15 protein-coding genes and 2 tRNA genes are annotated in these 17,672 nt (G+C 72.8%); 4 read left to right on the forward strand and 13 right to left on the reverse strand.

All coding sequences use genetic code 11. The features are described from left to right. Positions 1 to 131: 131 nt before the first annotated feature. The gene (locus tag SJY14_RS15255) at positions 132 to 899 is read right to left on the reverse strand and encodes a response regulator (RefSeq protein ID WP_071255821.1); all 768 of its coding nucleotides are present in this window, start codon (positions 897 to 899) and stop codon (positions 132 to 134) included. A 5-nt stretch (positions 900 to 904) separates the two neighbouring features. Next, a complete protein-coding gene (locus tag SJY14_RS15260; RefSeq protein WP_071255720.1) occupies positions 905 to 3,478 on the reverse strand; it encodes an ATP-binding protein in 2,574 nt (857 codons plus the stop codon). A gap of 300 nt (positions 3,479 to 3,778) precedes the next feature. Here SJY14_RS15260 and SJY14_RS15265 point away from each other — a divergent pair, with 300 nt between their 5' ends. After that, a complete protein-coding gene (locus tag SJY14_RS15265) occupies positions 3,779 to 4,444 on the forward strand; it encodes a TetR family transcriptional regulator (RefSeq protein ID WP_071255719.1) in 666 nt (221 codons plus the stop codon). A 75-nt stretch (positions 4,445 to 4,519) separates the two neighbouring features. After that, positions 4,520 to 5,254, forward strand: a complete 735-nt coding sequence (locus tag SJY14_RS15270; protein ID WP_255364216.1) for a phosphotransferase — start codon at positions 4,520 to 4,522, stop codon at positions 5,252 to 5,254. 79 nt (positions 5,255 to 5,333) lie between these two features. Here SJY14_RS15270 and SJY14_RS15275 read toward each other — a convergent pair whose 3' ends face one another. From SJY14_RS15275 to SJY14_RS15305, 7 genes are all read right to left on the reverse strand, one after another. After that, positions 5,334 to 6,077, reverse strand: coding sequence for a glycosyltransferase family 2 protein (locus SJY14_RS15275; RefSeq protein ID WP_071255718.1), 744 nt, complete (start codon positions 6,075 to 6,077; stop codon positions 5,334 to 5,336). Then, entirely contained in the window at positions 6,074 to 7,504 is a 1,431-nt protein-coding gene (locus SJY14_RS15280; RefSeq protein ID WP_071255717.1) for a PIG-L family deacetylase, read from the reverse strand. Before SJY14_RS15280 ends, SJY14_RS15275 begins: the two co-directional genes overlap by 4 nt. After that, complete coding sequence (locus tag SJY14_RS15285) at positions 7,498 to 8,691, reverse strand: acyl-CoA dehydrogenase family protein (protein ID WP_143048618.1); 1,194 nt, start codon at positions 8,689 to 8,691, stop codon at positions 7,498 to 7,500. The genes SJY14_RS15280 and SJY14_RS15285 overlap by 7 nt, the downstream gene beginning before the upstream one ends. Before the next feature lie 118 nt (positions 8,692 to 8,809). Further along, the gene (locus tag SJY14_RS15290) at positions 8,810 to 9,142 is read right to left on the reverse strand and encodes a hypothetical protein (protein ID WP_071255715.1); all 333 of its coding nucleotides are present in this window, start codon (positions 9,140 to 9,142) and stop codon (positions 8,810 to 8,812) included. 166 nt (positions 9,143 to 9,308) lie between these two features. After that, a tRNA-Ser gene (locus SJY14_RS15295) sits at positions 9,309 to 9,398 on the reverse strand. A 479-nt stretch (positions 9,399 to 9,877) separates the two neighbouring features. Next, positions 9,878 to 11,242 (reverse strand): LCP family protein, encoded by a 1,365-nt coding sequence (locus tag SJY14_RS15300; RefSeq protein WP_396599347.1) that lies wholly within the window; start codon positions 11,240 to 11,242, stop codon positions 9,878 to 9,880. A 142-nt stretch (positions 11,243 to 11,384) separates the two neighbouring features. Further along, positions 11,385 to 12,464, reverse strand: a complete 1,080-nt coding sequence (locus SJY14_RS15305) for a glycoside hydrolase family 6 protein (RefSeq protein ID WP_071255713.1) — start codon at positions 12,462 to 12,464, stop codon at positions 11,385 to 11,387. 161 nt (positions 12,465 to 12,625) lie between these two features. Here SJY14_RS15305 and SJY14_RS15310 point away from each other — a divergent pair, with 161 nt between their 5' ends. After that, the gene (locus SJY14_RS15310; RefSeq protein WP_071255712.1) at positions 12,626 to 13,042 is read left to right on the forward strand and encodes a hypothetical protein; all 417 of its coding nucleotides are present in this window, start codon (positions 12,626 to 12,628) and stop codon (positions 13,040 to 13,042) included. A gap of 144 nt (positions 13,043 to 13,186) precedes the next feature. Here the strand turns inward: SJY14_RS15310 and SJY14_RS15315 are convergent. The 3 genes from SJY14_RS15315 to serS form a co-directional block, all read right to left on the reverse strand. Next, positions 13,187 to 13,274: transfer RNA gene (locus tag SJY14_RS15315), tRNA-Ser, on the reverse strand. 149 nt (positions 13,275 to 13,423) lie between these two features. Further along, positions 13,424 to 14,278: an HAD family hydrolase gene (locus SJY14_RS15320; RefSeq protein WP_177174794.1), complete on the reverse strand. Its 855-nt coding sequence runs from the start codon at positions 14,276 to 14,278 to the stop codon at positions 13,424 to 13,426. Then, positions 14,275 to 15,540 (reverse strand): serine--tRNA ligase, encoded by a 1,266-nt coding sequence (gene serS / locus SJY14_RS15325; RefSeq protein ID WP_071255711.1) that lies wholly within the window; start codon positions 15,538 to 15,540, stop codon positions 14,275 to 14,277. Before serS ends, SJY14_RS15320 begins: the two co-directional genes overlap by 4 nt. A 98-nt stretch (positions 15,541 to 15,638) precedes the next feature. On the opposite strand from serS, the gene SJY14_RS15330 reads away from it, so the two are divergent. Next, positions 15,639 to 16,664, forward strand: a complete 1,026-nt coding sequence (locus SJY14_RS15330; protein ID WP_071255710.1) for a diacylglycerol kinase family protein — start codon at positions 15,639 to 15,641, stop codon at positions 16,662 to 16,664. Positions 16,665 to 16,715: 51 nt separating this feature from the next. On the opposite strand, the gene pheA is transcribed toward SJY14_RS15330, so the two are convergent. After that, positions 16,716 to 17,669 (reverse strand): prephenate dehydratase, encoded by a 954-nt coding sequence (gene pheA / locus SJY14_RS15335; RefSeq protein WP_396599348.1) that lies wholly within the window; start codon positions 17,667 to 17,669, stop codon positions 16,716 to 16,718. Positions 17,670 to 17,672 lie beyond the last annotated feature (3 nt).

Consider the following 17,672-nt stretch of genomic DNA (forward strand, 5'->3'; position numbering starts at 1 on the left):
GGGTTCCTCTCGGACGTGCGGGGCGCACCGGCCGGGAGGCAGGCACGCGCCCTGTCACGTTAGGCCTCCCGCGCCTCCCGGTGGTGTCGTCCGGCGTTAGGAAACCGTCAGGATCTCGGCGGCGACCGCGGTCACGACCCCTGGACGGCCTGCGCGTCGGCGTCGGCGCCGGCGTCGGGCACGAAGCGGTAGCCCATGCCGAGCACCGTGACGAGGTGCCGGGGGGCGGCCGGCACGGGCTCGAGCTTCTTGCGGAGTTGGGCGAAGTAGAGCCTCAGGTAGCCGGTGTCCTTCGCGTGGAAGGGGCCCCAGACCTCGGTCAGGATGGTCTCGCGCGTGATCAGCTTGTCGGGGCTGTGCAGCAGCAGCTCGAGGATCTTCCACTCGGTCGGCGTCAGTCGCACCGACTCGCCGCCGGCGCCTCCGCCCACGCCCGCCCCCGCAGCGCCGCGGGCGCCAACCCGACGCACCACGGTCTTCGCCGAGAGGTCGACCTGAACGTCGCCGAAGGCCACCACGGGCTGTTCGTCGTCGGTGCCCGACGGCAAGCGGCGGGTCTGCGCCCGGATGCGGGCGAGCAGCTCGTCCATCGAGAAGGGCTTCGTGACGTAGTCGTCGGCTCCTGCGTCCAGGGCCTCGACCTTGTCGGCGGCGTCGGTGCGGCCCGACACGACGAGGATCGGCACGGTCGACCAACCACGCAGGCCGGCGATCACCTCGACCCCGTCGAGGTGCGGCATGCCGAGGTCGAGCATGACGAGGTCGGGGTGCTGCGTCGCCGCCAGGTCGAGCGCCTCGCGCCCGTCGCCGGCCGTGACGACGTCGTAGCCGCGCGCCCCGAGGGTCACCTTGAGCGCCCGAAGGATCTGCGGGTCGTCGTCGGCGATCAAGATCTTCACGGCACTCACGTGGCCGACCGTACCCGATCGTCCCCGGCCGCCCCCGCCGCCCCGGCCGCCCCGGCGGGCCCGGCCCCCGAAGGCCCGGCCACCGGCAGCCCGACCACCATGGTCAGTCCGCCGCCGGGGGTGTCGTCGAGCGCGAGCGTGCCGCCCATCGCCTCGACGAATCCCTTGCTCAGCGCCAGGCCGAGTCCGAGCCCCGTGCCGTTGTCGGTGTCGCCCAACCGCTGGAACGCGACCATGATCTCGTCGCGCCGTTCGACCGGGACGCCGGGGCCGCGGTCCACCACCCGCAGCTCGACGCGGTCGCCGAAGGCACTCGTCGAGATGCGGACGCTCGCGTCCGGCGGCGAGTGGCGCAGGGCGTTGTCGAGCAGGTTGACGACCACGCGCTGCAGCAGCACGGCGTCGGCCCGCACGGGCGGCACCGTCGCCCGCAGCGCCAACTCGACGTCGGCCGGCCCCAGGCCCAGCTCGTCGAGGGCACCCAGCACGACCTCGTCGAGGTCGACGTCCGCCGGCGTCACGGCGAGCGCCCCCGCCTGCACGCGGCTGACGTCGAGCAGGTCGGTGACGAGGGTCGAGAGCGAGTCGAGGCTCTCGTGGGCGGTGGAGAGCAGCTCGTCTCGGTCGGCGTCGCTCCAGGCGACGTCGGTCTGCCTCAGTCCGCTGACGGCGGCCGTCGCCGCGGCCAGCGGGCGGCGCAGGTCGTGGCCGACGGCGGCGAGCAGAGCGCTGCGCATGCGGTCGACCTCGGCGAGCGGGGCGACCTGGCCGGCGGCCCGGCTCAGCTCGGAGTGCTCGAGGGCCGCTTCGACCTGCGCCGCGACGACGTCCAGAAGGCGCCGGTCGGCTGCCTGCAGTCCGGGTCCGGTCAGCTCGAGGGTCGCGTCGGTGCCCGCGGCGATCGACGTGGTGGTCTCGGCCGGGGACCCGGCTGCGGGACGTCCGTCGTCGGCGAGCCGCGCCTCCCCGATCTCGACCCCGCCCTGGACGACGCGCACCCGGGTCATGCCCAGGGCCTCGCGGGTGCGGCCGATCAGTGCCTGCAGGGCGTCCTGGCCGCGCAGCACGCTGCCCGCGACGGTCGCGAGCAGCTCGGTCTCGGCGAGTGCCCGGGCGGCGGCGCGACTGCGGCGGGCGGCTTGGTCGACCACGTAGCTGACGATGGCGGCGTTGAGCACGTACAGCACGAGTGCGGCCAGGTGCAGCGGCTCGGCGATGGTCAGCTGGTAGATCGGCGCGATGAAGAAGAGGTCGAGCGTCACGCCCGAGAGCAGCGCCGCGAGCAGGGCCGGCCAGATGCCGCCCGTGACGGCGACCACCACGACCAGCAGCTGGAAGACCAGCACCGTGCCCGCGATGCCGTCCTCGGAGCGATGCCCGGCCAGGAGCCCGGTGAGCAGCGGCCCCGCCACGAGGGCGAGCACGAAGCCGGCGATCACTCGGCGCCGCGACAGGGCCCCGCCGAGTCGCGGCAGCACCCGGTCGCGACCGGCCGAGGCGTGGGTGACGATGTGCACGTCGATGCGACCGGACTCGCGGATCACGGTCGAGCCGATGCCGGGCCCGGTCAACGCCGCGGCCAGGCGCCCCCGCCGGCTGACGCCGATCACCAGCTGCGAGGCGTTCACCCCACGGGCGAAGTCGACGAGCGCGCGGGGCACGTCCGAGCCGACGACCTGGTGGTACGTGCCGCCGAGCTTCTCGACCAGGGCACGCTGCGCCGCCAGGGCTCCGGGCGCTCCCTGCCGCAGGCCGTCCTGGGCACTGACGTGCACGGCGACCAGCTCCCCTCCGGACGACCGTGCGGCGATGCGGGCGCCCCGGCGGATCAACGTCTCGCCCTCGGGTCCGCCGGTCAGGGCGACGACGACGCGCTCGCGGGCCTCCCACGTGCTGTCGATGCCGTGCTCGTCGCGGTAGGCCTTGAGCGCGCTGTCGACCTCGTCGGCCAGCCAGAGCAGCGCCAGCTCGCGGAGTGCCGTGAGGTTGCCCAGACGGAAGTAGTTCGAGAGCGCCGCGTCGACCCGGTCGGCCGGGTAGACGACGCCCTCCGCCAACCGGTCGCGCAGGGCCTGCGGGGCGAGGTCGACGAGTTCGACCTGGTCCGCCGCCCGCAGCACGGCGTCGGGGACGGTCTCGCGCTGGGTCGCCCCGGTGATGCGCTCGACCACGTCGGTGAGCGAGTCGACGTGCTGCACGTTGACGGTCGAGACGACGTCGATGCCGGCGAGCAGCAGGGCCTCGACGTCCTGCCAGCGCTTCTCGTGGGTGGAGCCGGGGGCGTTCGTGTGGGCGAGCTCGTCGACGAGCGCGAGCTGCGGGGCCCGCGCGAGCACCGCCTCCAGGTCCAGTTCGTCCAACGCGACGCCGCGGTGGACGACCGCCCGGCGAGGCACGACCTCGAGGTCGCCGACCAGTGCCGAGGTCGCGCGCCGCCCGTGCGTCTCGACGACGGCCACGACGACGTCGACGCCCTCCGCTCGCAGCCGTGCGCCCTCTTCGAGCATCGTGTACGTCTTGCCCACTCCGGGTGCCGCCCCCAGCAGCACCCGCAACCGCCCTCGCTTCATGGGCTCAGCCTGTCACTCCCGCGGACCTGACCGTGCCGGACGGGGACCACTCGCCGGGCACACGGGAACGCCCCGTGACCACGGGGGCCACGAGGCGTATGTCTCGAAAGGACCGGGCCCCCTCTGTGGTTCAGCTGGAGGGTCGCACCCGACGCGACCCTGCGCGATCTCACAGGGGGTTGTGTGCCTGGTGTCTTTCGAGGCCGTCCGACCCGAATCGGACTCTTGAAGGATACGCGATCTCGAGGCCGTTGCCCAATGGGCATGCAAATTCTCAGAAAGTTTCGGCACCATGGTCCGATGCAGCAGACCCCAGCGCGTGGCGACCTGACCCGGTTCGCGACGGAAGCGGTCGGCGGGCGCGACGAGAAGCGTCGGGCGACGAGCCGCGGGCTCGCCGACGCGGCCTTCCGCCTGGCGTCCGAGAAGGGTTTCGACGGCTTCGTCGTCGAAGACGTGACCGCTCTGGCCGGTTACTCGAGACGGACGTTCGCCAACCACTATTCGTGCAAGGAAGACGCCGTGGCGTCGGTGCTGCTCAACAAGGCGGGCGCGGCGGTCGACGCCTCCGACCTGTCGATGCTGGCGTCCTTCGACGGCACCGACATCGATCTGCTCGAACTCTTGCTGCTGTCGGCCGTCGACACCCAGCTCGTCGACTACATGATCAGCCTCCGCCACCTGCTGAGGACGCACGAGCCCCTGCTGCCCTACGTGCTCGCCGTCGGCGTCCCCATGACCGAGCGCATCGGCGACGTCATCGCGCTGGCCGTCGGCCCCTCGCGAGACACCCTGACCACGTCCCTGCTGATCCACTCGACCTGGGGTGCCGTCATCGCCGTCCTGCGCGGCGTCTACGACCCGTGGGCCGACGCGACGACCGACGACGAACGCGTCGAGGCCCTTCGCGCCTACTGGGTGACGACCTTCGACCGCTTCCGCACCGGCTTCGGCCCCGTGGCCTGAGTCGTGGTCGGCCCGGTCCCGGCAGGTGAATTACCGGCAGGCGGATTCTCGGTAGGCGAATCCCCGGCAGGCGAGGTGCCGACCGGCGAGGTCCTCGCCGGCGGGAACATGAACGCGGTCGTCCGACAGGGCGACACCGTCCTCCGTGTCGCCGGCCCCTGGACCCCCACCGTCCACCGCCACCTGCGGTACCTGTCCCGCGCGGGTGTGGAGGGCATCCCTCGGCCGTTGGGCATCGAGGGCGGTCGCGAACGACTGAGCTTCGTCGACGCCGACGTGCCCGTCTACCCGCTGCCCGACCACGTCTTCACCGACGAGGCCCTGGTCGAGGGCGCCCGACTGCTCCGCCGCCTGCACGACGCCAGCATCGGCTTCGGCCTCGACGGTGCCGTCTGGCAGGCCCCGGCGAAGGTGCCGTCCGAGGTGATCTGCCACAACGACTTCTCGCCGCACAACCTCGCCTACGACGCCGCAGGGCACGTCGTCGGCGCCATCGACTTCGACTTCGCCTCGCCCGGCCCGCGCCTGTGGGACCTCGCCTACTACGCCACCCGTGCGGTCCCCCTCACCGACCGCACGCCGCCGAACGCCCCCGGCATGGCCGACGCCGAGCGGCGGGTGCGGCTGCTCCTCGATGCCTACGGCAGCGCGGCGACCTGGGCCGACGTGCTGCGGGTCGCGATCATCCGGTTGCACGACCTCGCCGAGATGAGCCGCGACAAGGCGGTCGAGCTGGGCAACCCCCAGCTCGCCGACGACGCGGACGGGTACGAGCGCGAGGCCGCGTACCTGGCGACCCTGCGCCACTGACCCGCGCGCGCCTCCTGCGGTCGTCCGCGACGGCGTCGACCGCACCGCCCCGGGACGAGGAGGCGCGGTGCCGGTCGCGTCAGGCGAGCAAGTCCACGGCGAGGTACCCCGCGTAGCCGCCCGACGTGCGTCCGTCGCGACGCCCCGAGGTCAGCACCTCGCCGACGTCCGAGGCGACGAGGGTCGCCCCGGCGTCGCGCAGCCGGTCGACGAGGACGTTGTCCTCGTGCAGGTCGACCGGGGCGAACCCGCCGACGGCCCGGTACGACGAGGCCCGTACGCCGAGGTTGGCGCCGTGCACGTGGCCGTTCGGCCGCCCGGGCGTGTGCCGGGCGGTCCAGGCCGCGATCTGGCGCGGCGAGAGGTCGGCGAAGTCCGGGCGGACGGTGCCGATCACGACGTCGGCACCCGACGCCGCGCGGTCGAGCTGGTCGTCGATCCATCCCGGCGGCACGACCGAGTCGGCGTCGGTGCAGGCGAGCCACACCGCGTCGAGCGGCCGGTCGCCCGAGGGGACGCCGAGCTCGTCCAGGGCGACGTCGACTCCGACGGCCCGGGCGACGCCGACCCCGCGGGCCTCGATCTCGACGACGGCCACGCGAGGGTGCGCACGGGCGGCCGCGACCGTGCCGTCGGTGCAGGCGTCGGCCACGAGGACGACGACGACCCGCACCTCCGGACGGGTCCGGGCGGTGTGCCGTCGGGCCAGGTCGATGCCGTCGAGGGCGCGCGAGACGAGTTCCTCCTCGTCGTGCGCGGGGACGACCACCGCGACGGCCCGCACGGGGCGGGTCGGGCTCGTGCGCACGCGGGCGTCGCTCATCGCAGCCCCGTCCGCTCGGCGACCGACCGGGCGTCGCGCGAGAAGACGTCGAGCACGAAGTCGCCCTCGACGTGGTGCGAGACCCGGTGGAGGCGCGGGTCGGCCCCCAGCCGGGCGTGGACGTCGTCCGCGCTCTGCCGGAAGTCGCCCTCGGGCTGGGTCCAGTGGCAGGCCACGACGTCGCCGTCCTCGGCCAGGCCGTCGACGATCGCGTCCACGAGCCGCCCGAACGCGTCGGGGGCCAGGTAGTAGCCGACCTCGCTGAGCACGACGAGGTCGAAGGTGCCCGACGGGTAGTCGGCGGCGGCGTCGGCCTGCTCGACCGTGACGTGTGGCAGGTTCGCCAGCCGTTCGCGCGCGGCCTGCACGGCCACCGACGACACGTCGAGGGCCAGCAGACGGTCCGCCGCGGGGGCCAGGTCGCCGGTCAGCACGCCGATCGAGCAGCCCACCTCGAGCACGCGGCCGTAGCGCTCACGCGGCAGCGACGCCACGGTGAGGGCGCGCTTGCGGCGCTCGTACCAGCGCGTCGTGACCCGCCACGGGTCGGCGCGGCGGGCGTGCGTCCGGTCGAACGTGGCCTCGGTCGCCGGGCCCGCCGCCTCACCCGACGCCGCAGCGCCCGCGACCGGGCCGCCCGCGGCCGGGCCGCCCGACCCCGGCTCGGCCACCACGAACACCTCGCGCCCGCGGGCGAAGTGCCGTTCGAACACCGGGTGCAGCACGGGGGCGTCCTCGGGCGCGCCCGAGAGCGGTCGACGTTGCGAGACGTACGCCGCGAGGGCCGAGCGCTTTGCGGCGTCGGCGACGGCGTCCAGGGACGACAGGCGCAGCGCCGACCAGGGCACGTCGGGGTGGTCGGGCGACCCCCAGTGCCACAGCCAGATCGGGTACTCGAGCAGCGTCGTGGCGGCCTGGTCCGCCTCGGCCACCAGCTCGGCGGCGATCTCGCCGAGCACACGGTGGTCCCGGTGGCCGTCCCCGCGCCAGGGCGCCACGAGCAGGCCACCCGGTCCGGGCAGCAGGGGCCGCAGCCGCTCGGTGATCTCGGCACGGGCCTCGCGGACCGCTCCGTCGGCGATGCTCCACTGCACCAGCTCGACGTCGGGACCCAGCAGGTGGACCGCGATCCGCGCCTCCTCGGCCCTCGTCGCGACGAGGTCCTCGGCGCTCGTGGTCGAGCCGGGGTGCGAGGCGGCGCCGTCGGTGACCACGACGACCGTGACCGGGACGCCGCGGGCGGCCGCGTCGGCGATCAGCCCGCCGGCGCCGAGGGTCTCGTCGTCGGGGTGGGCGGCCAGCACGACCAGACGTGACACCGCGGACGGGTCGACGGTGCCGTCGAGCGACGGCAGGGCGAGGAGGCGCGGGTCGGCCTCCCAGGTCTCGACCGGGGTGCCCGGCGCGCGACCGTCGAAGCTCACCACGTGGGGAGCCCGTCGCGGACGGCGTCGCGGAGCACCGTCTGACCCAGCGACGCGTCGTCGCGTTCGCCGTGGTGCTGACGGAGGTAGAGCTCGAGGTCGGCGACGCGCTTGGCGTGGTCGGCGTCGGTGGCCAGCGGCGCGGGGCCGAGCGCACGGGACGCCCGGGCCAGCACCTCGTCGCAGGCGTGCGCGACCGTCCCGCGGACGCGCTTGGCCAGCAGCCGGCCCGCCTCACCGGTCGCCTCACCGGCGTCGACGAGGTCGGCGGCCTCGACCAGCGCCCGGCGGGCGTCGGCCAGCCGCGTGTCGACGAGGCCGAGGGCCTGCAGGAGGTGCGGGTCGGCCGGGCGCTCCGGCGCGCGCGACGAGGCGGTCACCGCCGCGGCGAGCAGCGTGCGCGCCACCCCGACCGCGCCGCCGTACCAGCACGCCGCGACGCCGATGCCGCCCCACGAGAAGCCGGGACGCTCGAGGTACCAGCCGGGAGCACCGACCTCGTGCGCCTCGACGTCGTCGAAGTCGACCGGGCCGGACGGGATCTCGACCAGGCCCCGGGCGTGCCACGCGTCGGCCGTGACGGTGACGCCCTGCTGACGGAGGTCGACGGAGAACAGCCGACGCTCGTCGCCGACCCAGGCGGTGACCAGGGCGCCGTCGACCGTGCCCGCGAGCGAGCACCAGGGCTTCGTGCCCGTCAGCGACCAGGCCCCGGATGCGGCGGGTGCGCCGGGGCGGCGTGCGCCCTCGAGGCGGACGCCGGGGCCCTCGGCGGCGAACACGCCCCAGGTGAAGGAGTCGTCGGTGCGGGCGCGGGCGGGCAGCGCGGAGCCCGCGCCGTCGTCCTCATCGGGCAGGGTCTCGGGGGACGTCGCGGCGACGTCCTCGGCGTGCTGGTCGAGGATGGCGAGCGCGTCGAGGTGCGGCTCGACGGCCCGTGCCGCACCGAGGTCGTGCGCGGCGAGCGTGGCCAGGGCCTGCCAGAGGTCGGCCGTCGATCCGAGTCCGGGCAGGGCGCCGTGTCGACCGAGCTCGACGGCGAGGTCGAGGGCCTCGTCGACCGTCGGCGCCTGGCCGGATCGCAGCTGGTCGACGGCGAGAGCGGTCGCGGTCCCGACGACGGGACCCGCGCCTCCCAGGGTGACCGGGACGACGGTCCCGGCGGGGCGCGCAGGCGCAGGAGTGCTCATGTTCCCGACGGTAGTCGGTCGCCCGGCCTCACGCGGGGCCTTGACACCGAGCTGGCGACAGGTGTCGTCCACGCGTCGGGTGTCGTCGCGGCGGCGGATGTCGTCGCCGCGGCAGGACTCAGAACTCGTCGGCGTCCAGGGGGATGCCGTCGGTGGGATCGCTTGTCTGGGGTTCGACGCGGCGCAGCCGATGGATGCGGGCCTCGATGTCGTCGACCAGGTGGTCGTCGTCGATCTCGGCCTCGTCGGTCTGCTCTTCGGAGACGAGCATCTGGCTCGCCGGGCCGAGCAGGATCTGGAATCGCTGGTGGACGCCACCACGGTCCATGCCCGGCAGGTCGACCATGTCGGACTTGTTCTGCAGGGCCAGTGCTCGCGCGTACTCGACGACGGCCGCCGCGATCTCGTCGCCGGTGACCAGGTACTCGTCGGCGTAGTGGATGCGTTTCACCGGTGGTTCTCCCTGCAGTCGAGACGACTCGTCGTCACCGGTCACGTTACGCCGCAGGCGTCTGGGAGAGCACCGCCCCGGGGGACGTCGGGGTGCCCGGGAGCGGGCAGAAGAAAAGCCACCCCGGAACATCTCTGGCGAGAGAGAGAACCGACGTGGCTTTCCGCGGAGCCGGTGGGATTTGAACCCACGGTTCCCACAAAGGGAACTCCACCTTAGCAGGGTGGTGCACTAGGCCGAACTATGCGACGGCTCCATGCGGCTCGCGAGCGAACGCGCAGGGACCAGCATAGCGGCCCGAGAGCCAGATGCCGAAACCGGGCCGGGGGCCGGTCCGACGTCGGGCGCAGAGGGGCGTGCACAGAACCACCCGTGCCCCACCCGCTCTGGGGGGCGTGATCGGCTTGTCGGCATTTGTGCCGACACATAGAGTACCCCTGACGCCGACGACGGCCGAGGGGCAGTGGCTCGACAGCACGAGCCCGTTCACCCTTGCCGAACACGCCCCCCGACAGTCGTCGCGTCACGTGCCCCACCATCGAGCGCCGCACCCGAACGGCTGCGTCCGAGGGGCTCGCCGCCGGCATCGACGCCGGCCTCCACACCCCCCACGGTGCCGCACCCCTGATCCCGGCATCGCGGGGTTCTCATGCGTGCCGGTTCGGGCCGCCGCTTGAGGTCACCGGTCGTCCCGGCGAGCTGGTTACTCGCCGGGACGACTTCTCGGCCGTGCGCCTAGTTCGAGCCGAACGCGACCGAGCAGGTCTGGTCGGCCGCCGTCTGACCCGTGAGCCCCTCGATGACCTCGGTCGTCGGCGGCGTGGTCGCCGCTCCTGCGCCCGGGTCGGTGGGGGCCGCCGTGTCGACCGGTGCGGCCGTCTCGGCCGGCGCGGCCGGGGCCTGGCTCGCCGCCGATCCGTCACCCGTGGCGGTGCTCTCGGAGCCGATGCCGGTGCTGCCCTCGGGGATCGAGAACGGAACGTCGTTCTTGATCGCGTCGAAGAGCTGCGTCGCCACGGCCTTGTCGGGCTGCACCTTGCCCTTGTAGACGCCCGAGCCACCGGTCGTGCCGGGGTACTGGACGAAGTTGACGGAGTCGAGCGGCAGGTCTCGCAGCGCGAGGCCGATCTGCACCATGGTGTCGATCTTCGTCAACTGGTCGGACAGGGTCATGTTGCTGGCCGCGGCACGGGCCAGCGAGTAGAGCTTCGTGGGGTTGCTGAGGGTGTCGCCGCTCTTCACCGTCCGCAGCAGCGACGAGAGGTAGACCTGCTGGCTGCTGATGCGGCCGAGGTCGGACCCGTCGCCCACGCCGTGGCGGGTGCGCAGGAAGGCCAGGGCGTCGGCCCCGGACAGCACGGACTCGCCCGCCGGGATGTCGAGACCCGTGTAGCGGTCCTTGATGGGGGTCGCGGCACAGACCGGCACACCGCCGATGGCGTTCGACATCTCGATGACGCCGTTGAACGAGATCATGCCGGCGAAGGGGATGTCGAGACCGGTCAGGCTCGACACGGTCGAGGCGACGCAGCTCAGCCCGCCGTACGAGTAGGCCTCGTTGATCGGCCGGGCCGACATCGCCGAGTAGTACCCCGACCCGTCCTCTTTCGCACACGACGGGATGGGCACGACCATGTCGCGCGGGATGCTGACGGCCGTCGCGTTGCTGTGGTCGGCCGAGACGTGCAGCAGGATGTTGACGTCGTTCAGGGTGGCATCGCGTTCGCCGAAGGCACCCTGGTCTTGGCCGGCGTCGTTGTCCGTCCCGACGACGAGGATGTTGAAGCCGCCCTCGTACTCGCTGATCGACGGGGGCGCGGGCTTGGTCGTCTCGCCCTGGGCCGCCTGCAGTTCGACACCCGTGCCGAGGTCGCTGCGCACCTGGTAGGCCGCGATCGCACCGACCGAGGCTCCGCTGACGAGCAACACGGCCACGGAGGCGGCGACCACCTTCGTGACGGCCCGCACCGGGCCTCCGCTCTTCAGCCGACCGTGACGGGCGACTCCCGTCGTCGCCGGGGTGGCACGGCGACCGAAGGCGGTCCCCTCGGGTCGGGCGGCTCGGCGGCCACGGCCGGATCGGTCGCGAAGGTCGCTCACGCGGTGTCCTCTCGGTCATCGAAGGCACTGGCCGCTCGCTCGGACTCGAGAGAACTCGTGGATCGAGCGGGCGGACGTGCACCGTTCGGTGTACGGGCAGAAGGAGAGTCTACGCAGACGGTCCTGGACCGCCCCCGGGGACTCAGCCGACCTTGCGGTTGGCGACGAGCTGCACGGCGTACGACGCGAACCACTGGCCGGCCGCCGGTCCGGCGTTGCACTGTCCGTCGCTGGCCCCGGGCGTCTTGATCCAGAGCAGGGCGTCCAGCTTCGTCGAGCCGGTCTGGACGGACGGTGCCGACCCCAGGCCTGCGCCGGGGGCGTTGCACCACGTGCCCTTCCAACCGCGACCGTTGCGTGACGTGTCGATCACGTAGCGCGCGCCTCCTGAAGCCTGCGACACCTTCTCGGCGTACGCCCGCTCGGACTCGACCGGGTAGTAGTTCGAGACGTTGGTCGCGAAGCCCCGGGCCCGGTCGACGCCCGCGGCCTTGAGCCGTGCGGCCATGGTCTGCGGCGGCACCCAGTTCGAGTTGCCGGCGTCGATGTAGGCGGGAACCCCGGCGTCGGCGAGCGCCGCCACGGCCGCGGCGATGGTGGCCTCGCGTCCGTTCGTCTGGGTGGGGCAGTTGCTGATCAGGGCGAGGGCGTCGGGTTCGACGATCACGGCGGCCCGGTGGCCGGCCAGGCGCGAGGCGACGAGCTGGTTCCAGCGGAGGTAGGCCGCGTTGTCGGCGGAGCCGCCGGCCGAGTGGCTGCCGCAGTCGCGGTTGGGGATGTTGTACGTGACGAAGACGGGGGTCGTGCCCTTCTTCTCGGCGGCGGCGACGGTGACGTCGATCTTCTGCACGAGCTGCGCGTCGGTGAACCAGCCGCCGAGCCACGTGGCGACGGACTGCTGGGCGATCGTGCGGGCGGCCGATGCCTCGGCGGTGCGTCCCTGCGACGTGAGCGTCGTCGCGGCGCGGGCGGCCTCGCCGTTCGTGTCGACGAACAGGCCGCCCTTGTAGAGGGTCGCGCTGCTCGCGGTGCGGATGGTCTGCGGGGTCGTCGTGGCGGTCGTGCGGGGTGCCGACGCCGACGTCGACGTCGAGGTCGGGGTCGAGGTCGGGGTGGGCCCGGCGGCGTGGGCGGCGGCCGGGGTGGCCGCGAGGCCGGCCACGAGGGCGACGGCGGCGCCGATGACGAGGGCGGCGCGGGACGTCGGGGTGATGTGGGTCATGGGTGTGGGTCCTGGGGTGTCGGAGGCCCGGGCGGTGTTCGGCCCACCCGGGGTGCCGACCGCTGCGGGGCCGCAGAGGGAGGCTCGAACAGTGCAACACGGGGGCGTCGTCGCGTTCAGTCCCTGTTCGGGGGGACGGGGCGTTCCCCTTCGGGGGTCACTTGCCACCGCGCACCGTCGCCGGGACGGCCCTCGCGGCGGCCCTCGAGGCGACCGACCTGGGACACTGGACCGGCGGTCGCGGACGCTCCCGCACGCACCAGGCCCCGGAGGACCACATGAACGGCGAGACCAACCGAGACGCGTGGCGGGACTCGGTCGAGACCTGGCTCAAGGGCGACGAGCGCAACGACGTCTTCGACGGCTACCTCGACTGGTACGGCGCTCCCGTCATCGCCGACACCGACGACTGGACCCGCGACTTCTACGTGCTCCCGGCCGTCGGCTCGGACGTGCTCCACAAACACGCGGGCTTCGTCGACGGCGACTCCGCCGTCTCGGTCGACGACACCACCTGGCGCGAGCTCAGCACCCTGATCGGCGAGGCCTTCGCCACCTACGCCGCCGCCAAGGCCTAACCCCGTCCACCTCAGGAGGCGCGGGCCGGTTTCCGGCCTCGCCTCACCTGGCGGAGGGCGTGGGATTTTAACCCCGCGGCGCGCCAGCGATGCGTCCGCCCGGTCGGCGCCCTCCAGGGCGCGGTGCGGAACGCGCAACTCGTCTGGCGGAGGGCGTGGGATTCGAACCCACGAGACATCTCTGCCCACTTGTTTTCAAGACAAGCTCCATCGGCCGCTCGGACAGCCCTCCCGGTGGCCTGGCGAGCTACGCCGCCACGATGTGGACAAAACGCCACGTTTTATCGTGGCGTCGTGTTCATCTCGTGGCGGGATGCGCACCGGCAACCGGGGCCGAGTCTAGCGGACACCCCCGGCCACGTGCCGGGGCGAACAGCCGGCTCAGAGTGTCGCGAGCACCTCGGCGAGCCCGTCGTCCAGGTCGCTCGACGTCTGCTCGTTGGCCACGGCGGCGACGTCGTCGGGCGCCTGGCCCATGGCGACCCCGCGCCCCTCGCCGGCGGCCCAGCGCAGCATGTCGATGTCGTTGCGCCCGTCACCCGCGGCCAGCACCTGCGACCGCGGCACGTCGAGCCACTGCCGCACACGCTCGAGGGCGGTCGCCTTCGTGACACCGTCGGGGGCGATGTCGAGCCAGGCCGTCCAGCCGACGTTGTAGTTGACGTGCTGCAGGCCCATGCGCTCGACGGCGGTGAGGAAGTCCTCGGTGTCGTGGTCGGGCGAGACGACGACCACGCGCGTCGCCGGCCGGCCGACGAGGTCGTCGAACTCGACCTTCTCGGCGTTCAGCGCCGCGGCCGCGGCGGGGAACGACCCGCAGTACCGCAGCAGGCCCTCTTGGTCTTCGACGGCGTAACCGGCCCCGGCGTCGGCCAGGGCCTCGCGGATCGTGGACAGCACCTGGGTCGGGTCGAACTCTTCGACGTGCACTCGGCGGTACCCCGTCGGGGCCGACTCGTCACGTCCCAGGGTGATCGCGCCGTTCGCGCAGACGACGTAGTCCGAGACGAGACCGAGGCGCTCCATGACGGGCAAGGTCATCGACACCGACCGCCCGGTCGCGATCATGACCTGGTGACCCTGGTCGTGGAGGCGCGTGATCTCGCCCAGGACGGCCTCGGAGATCGTGCCGTCCTCGGGCATGATCGTGCCGTCGACGTCGAGTGCGACGAGCCACCGGTCGGCGGCGGCCACGGGCTCGTCGTCGGGCCGGGGTGCGGCGGCGGCCTGGCTCATGCGACCGGCTCGATGATCTCGAGGCCGCCGAGGTAGCCGCGCAGCGCCTCGGGCACGACCACCGAACCGTCGGCCTGCTGGTGCGTCTCGAGGATCGCGACGAGCCACCGCGTGGTCGCCAGGGTGCCGTTCAGCGTGGCCACCGGCGCGGTCTTGCCGCTCTCGGTGCGGTACCGGGTGTCGAGGCGACGGGCCTGGAAGGTGGTGCAGTTCGACGTGCTGCTGAGCTCTCGGTAGGTGCCCTGCGTCGGTACCCAGGCCTCGATGTCGAACTTGCGCGCGGCGCTCGAGCCGAGGTCGCCGGCCGCGACGTCGATCACGCGGTAGGTGAGGCCGAGGGCCTGCAGCATGGCCTCTTGGAAGCCCACGAGCGCGTCGTGCTCGGCCTCGGCCTGGTCGGGGTGCACGTAGCTGAACATCTCGAGCTTGTTGAACTGGTGCACGCGCAGGATGCCCCGGTTGTCCTTGCCGGCGGCCCCGGCCTCGCGGCGGTAGCAGGTCGACCAGCCGGCGTAGCGGATCGGGCCCGCCTCGACGTCGAGGATCTCGTCGGAGTGGTACCCGGCGAGCGCGACCTCGCTCGTGCCGGTCAGGTAGAGGTCGTCGGCGGGCAGGTGGTAGACCTCGTCGGCGTGCGACCCCAGGAACCCGGTGCCCGCCATGACCTCGGGTCGCACGAGCGTCGGGGTGATCAGCGGCGTGAAGTCGTTCTTCAGGGCAAGGTCGAGGGCCATGTTCATCAGGCCGAGCTCGAGACGCGCACCGATGCCGCGCAGGAAGTAGAAGCGCGAGCCCGACACCTTCGTGCCGCGCTTGATGTCGATCGCGCCGAGCTTCTCGCCGAGGTCGGCGTGGTCGAGCGGCTCGAAATCGAAGGAGGGGCGGGTGCCGTGCTCACGGAGCGTCACGAAGTTCTCTTCGCCGCCCGAGGGCACGCCGTCGATGATGAGGTTGCCGATGCCGCGCGCGGCCGTGTCGAAGGCCGCATCGGCCTCGTTCGAGGCGACCTGCGCCTCCTTCACGCGCGCAGCCAGCTGCTGCGCCTGCGCGACGAGCGCCTTCTTCTCGTCCTTCGGCGCCTTGGCGACGGTCTTGCCGAAGGCGTTCTGCTCGGCGCGCAGGTCTTCGAAGGCGGCGATCGCGGCTCGGCGGGCCTGGTCGGCCGCCACGGCGTCGTCGACCAGCGACTCGGAGTCGCCCCGGGCCCGCTGGCTCAGCTTGACGAGGTCGGGGGATTCACGGAGCAACTGGGGATCGATCACCCGCCCATCCTAGGCAACGGCACCTGCCCGGCCGACGTTCTGCACAGAGCCTTCGTCTTCTCGTTACCTCACGGAGGTGCGTCCAATACGCTCGCCCCATGACCGCCACCTCCCCCTCCCCCGCCGAGCACGCCTCGGCGCCCGAGCCCGAGACGGCTCGCCAGACCGCCGCGGTCGTCTACAACCCGATCAAGGTCGACCTCGACGCGATCAAGACGGCCGTCCAGCGCCACGAGTTCTCGAACGGCTGGGGCCCCACGGCGTTCTACGAGACCAGCAAAGAAGACCCGGGCGGCGAGGTGACCAAGCAGGCCCTCGCCGAGGGCGTCGACATGGTGATCGCCGCCGGTGGCGACGGCACCGTGCGTGCGGTCGCCGAGGCCCTCCAGGGCACCGACGCCTCCCTCGCCCTGCTGCCCTCGGGCACGGGCAACCTGCTGGCCCGCAACCTCGAGCTCTCGCTCGACAACCTCGACGACTCGATCGCGACGGCGTTCAGCGGTCGCGACCGCGACATCGACCTCGGCGTCGTCGACATCGAGCGTGAGGACGGCTCCCGCGAGACCAAGGCGTTCGTCGTCATGGCGGGCGTGGGCCTCGACGCCAAGATGCTCGCGAACACCAACGACGAGCTGAAGAAGCGCGTCGGCTGGCTCGCCTACGTCGACGCCATCGCCCGGGCCCTGCGCGACGACAACCGGATCGACGTCCGCTACGAGCTCGACGACCAGGGCCGCAAGTCGATGCGCGCCCACACGATCATCGTCGGCAACTGCGGGCTGCTGCCGGCGAACATCATGCTGCTGCCCGACGCCGCGATCGACGACGGCATCTTCGACATCGTCGCCCTGCGCCCCGAGGGGTTCTTCGGCTGGGTGCAGATCTGGGTCAAGATCGTGTGGGAGAACGGCATCCTGCGCCGCACGCACGTCGGTCGCCGGATCCTCGCCGCGAACAGCCGCGAGGTGCGCACGCTGCGCTACAACAAGGGCAAGAAGCTCGTCGTGCGCCTCGACTCCCCCCAGGACTTCGAGATCGACGGCGACTCGGTCGGCAAGGCCGTCGCCCTGCGCGCGGTCGTCGACCCGGGCGGCCTGACCGTCCGCGTGCCGGCCGACTCCTGATCAGCGCGCGCCGCTGATCAGTGCAGGCCGCTGATCAACGTCGGCTGTCGATCAGCGCAGGCCGCTGATCAACCCGCTCAACCAGTCGCGGGCCTCGACGAAGACCTCGTCGTCGTACCGCGGCGAGACCTCGGCCGGGGCACCGTCGGCGCGCGGGTACGACCCGAGGAACATCACGCTCGGGCTGAACCGCTTCAGCCCGAGCAGGGCGTCCGCGACGCGCTCGTCGAGCACGTGCCCCTCGAGGTCGATCACGAACCGGTAGCGCCCGAGGGCGTCGCCGATCGGCCGAGACTGGATCAGGCTGAGGTTGATGCCGCGGGTCGCGAACTGCTCGAGCATGTCGACCAGCGCGCCCGATCCGTCGGTCGGCAGCTCGACGATCAGGCTCGTCTTGTCGGCGCCGGTCGCGGGCGGCACGGGCACCGTGCGGCTGACCAGCACGAAGCGCGTGACGGCCTGGTCGTTGTCGCCGATGTCGCGGGCGAGCACCTCGAGGTCGTGGTGGTCGGTGATGCCGGGAGGCGCGACCGCGGCGTCCGCGGAGCCCCCGACCCCGCCCTCCTCGAGCAGCGACGCGGCGGCGGCCACGTTCGACGACGCCGGCAGGTGCCCGTGGCCGGGCAGGGCGCGCTCGAGCCAGCGGTGGGTCTGCGCGTAGGCGACCGGGTGCGCGTTGACGACCCGCACCTCCTCGATGCGGGTGCCCGGCCGGGCGACGAGCACGAAGTTGACGCGCACCAGGTACTCGCCGACGATGCGGAGGCCCGGCACGGTGGCGAGGGCGTCCTGGGTCGCGCTGACGCCGCCCTCGACGCTGTTCTCGATGGCGATCATCGCGGCCGTGCTGACGCCCGAGACGACGTCGGCCAGGGCCTCGCCGACGTTGTTGACGCTCTTCCAGGTGGCGCCGACGGCCTCGGGCACCTGCTTGAGTGCCGCCTCGGTGAAGGTGCCCGCGGGCCCGAGGTAGCTGTAGGTCGTCGAGGAGGCGCGGGTCGGCATGAC

Origin of the sequence: Frigoribacterium sp. R86507 (genome assembly GCF_044597695.1) — a bacterium.
In the GTDB taxonomy this organism is placed as follows: Bacteria; Actinomycetota; Actinomycetes; order Actinomycetales; family Microbacteriaceae; genus Frigoribacterium.

Bases quoted from the DNA above. Each gene is read 5' to 3' on its own strand.
- SJY14_RS15285 (WP_143048618.1), bottom strand. From the start codon at position 8,691: ATGAGCACTCCTGCGCCTGCGCGCCCCGCCGGGACCGTCGTCCCGGTC.
- SJY14_RS15265 (WP_071255719.1), top strand. From the start codon at position 3,779: ATGCAGCAGACCCCAGCGCGTGGCGACCTGACCCGGTTCGCGACGGAA.
- SJY14_RS15330 (WP_071255710.1), top strand. From the start codon at position 15,639: ATGACCGCCACCTCCCCCTCCCCCGCCGAGCACGCCTCGGCGCCCGAG.
- pheA (WP_396599348.1), bottom strand. From the start codon at position 17,669: ATGCCGACCCGCGCCTCCTCGACGACCTACAGCTACCTCGGGCCCGCG.
- SJY14_RS15275 (WP_071255718.1), bottom strand. From the start codon at position 6,077: ATGAGCGACGCCCGCGTGCGCACGAGCCCGACCCGCCCCGTGCGGGCC.
- SJY14_RS15260 (WP_071255720.1), bottom strand. From the start codon at position 3,478: ATGAAGCGAGGGCGGTTGCGGGTGCTGCTGGGGGCGGCACCCGGAGTG.
- SJY14_RS15320 (WP_177174794.1), bottom strand. From the start codon at position 14,278: ATGAGCCAGGCCGCCGCCGCACCCCGGCCCGACGACGAGCCCGTGGCC.
- SJY14_RS15305 (WP_071255713.1), bottom strand. From the start codon at position 12,464: ATGACCCACATCACCCCGACGTCCCGCGCCGCCCTCGTCATCGGCGCC.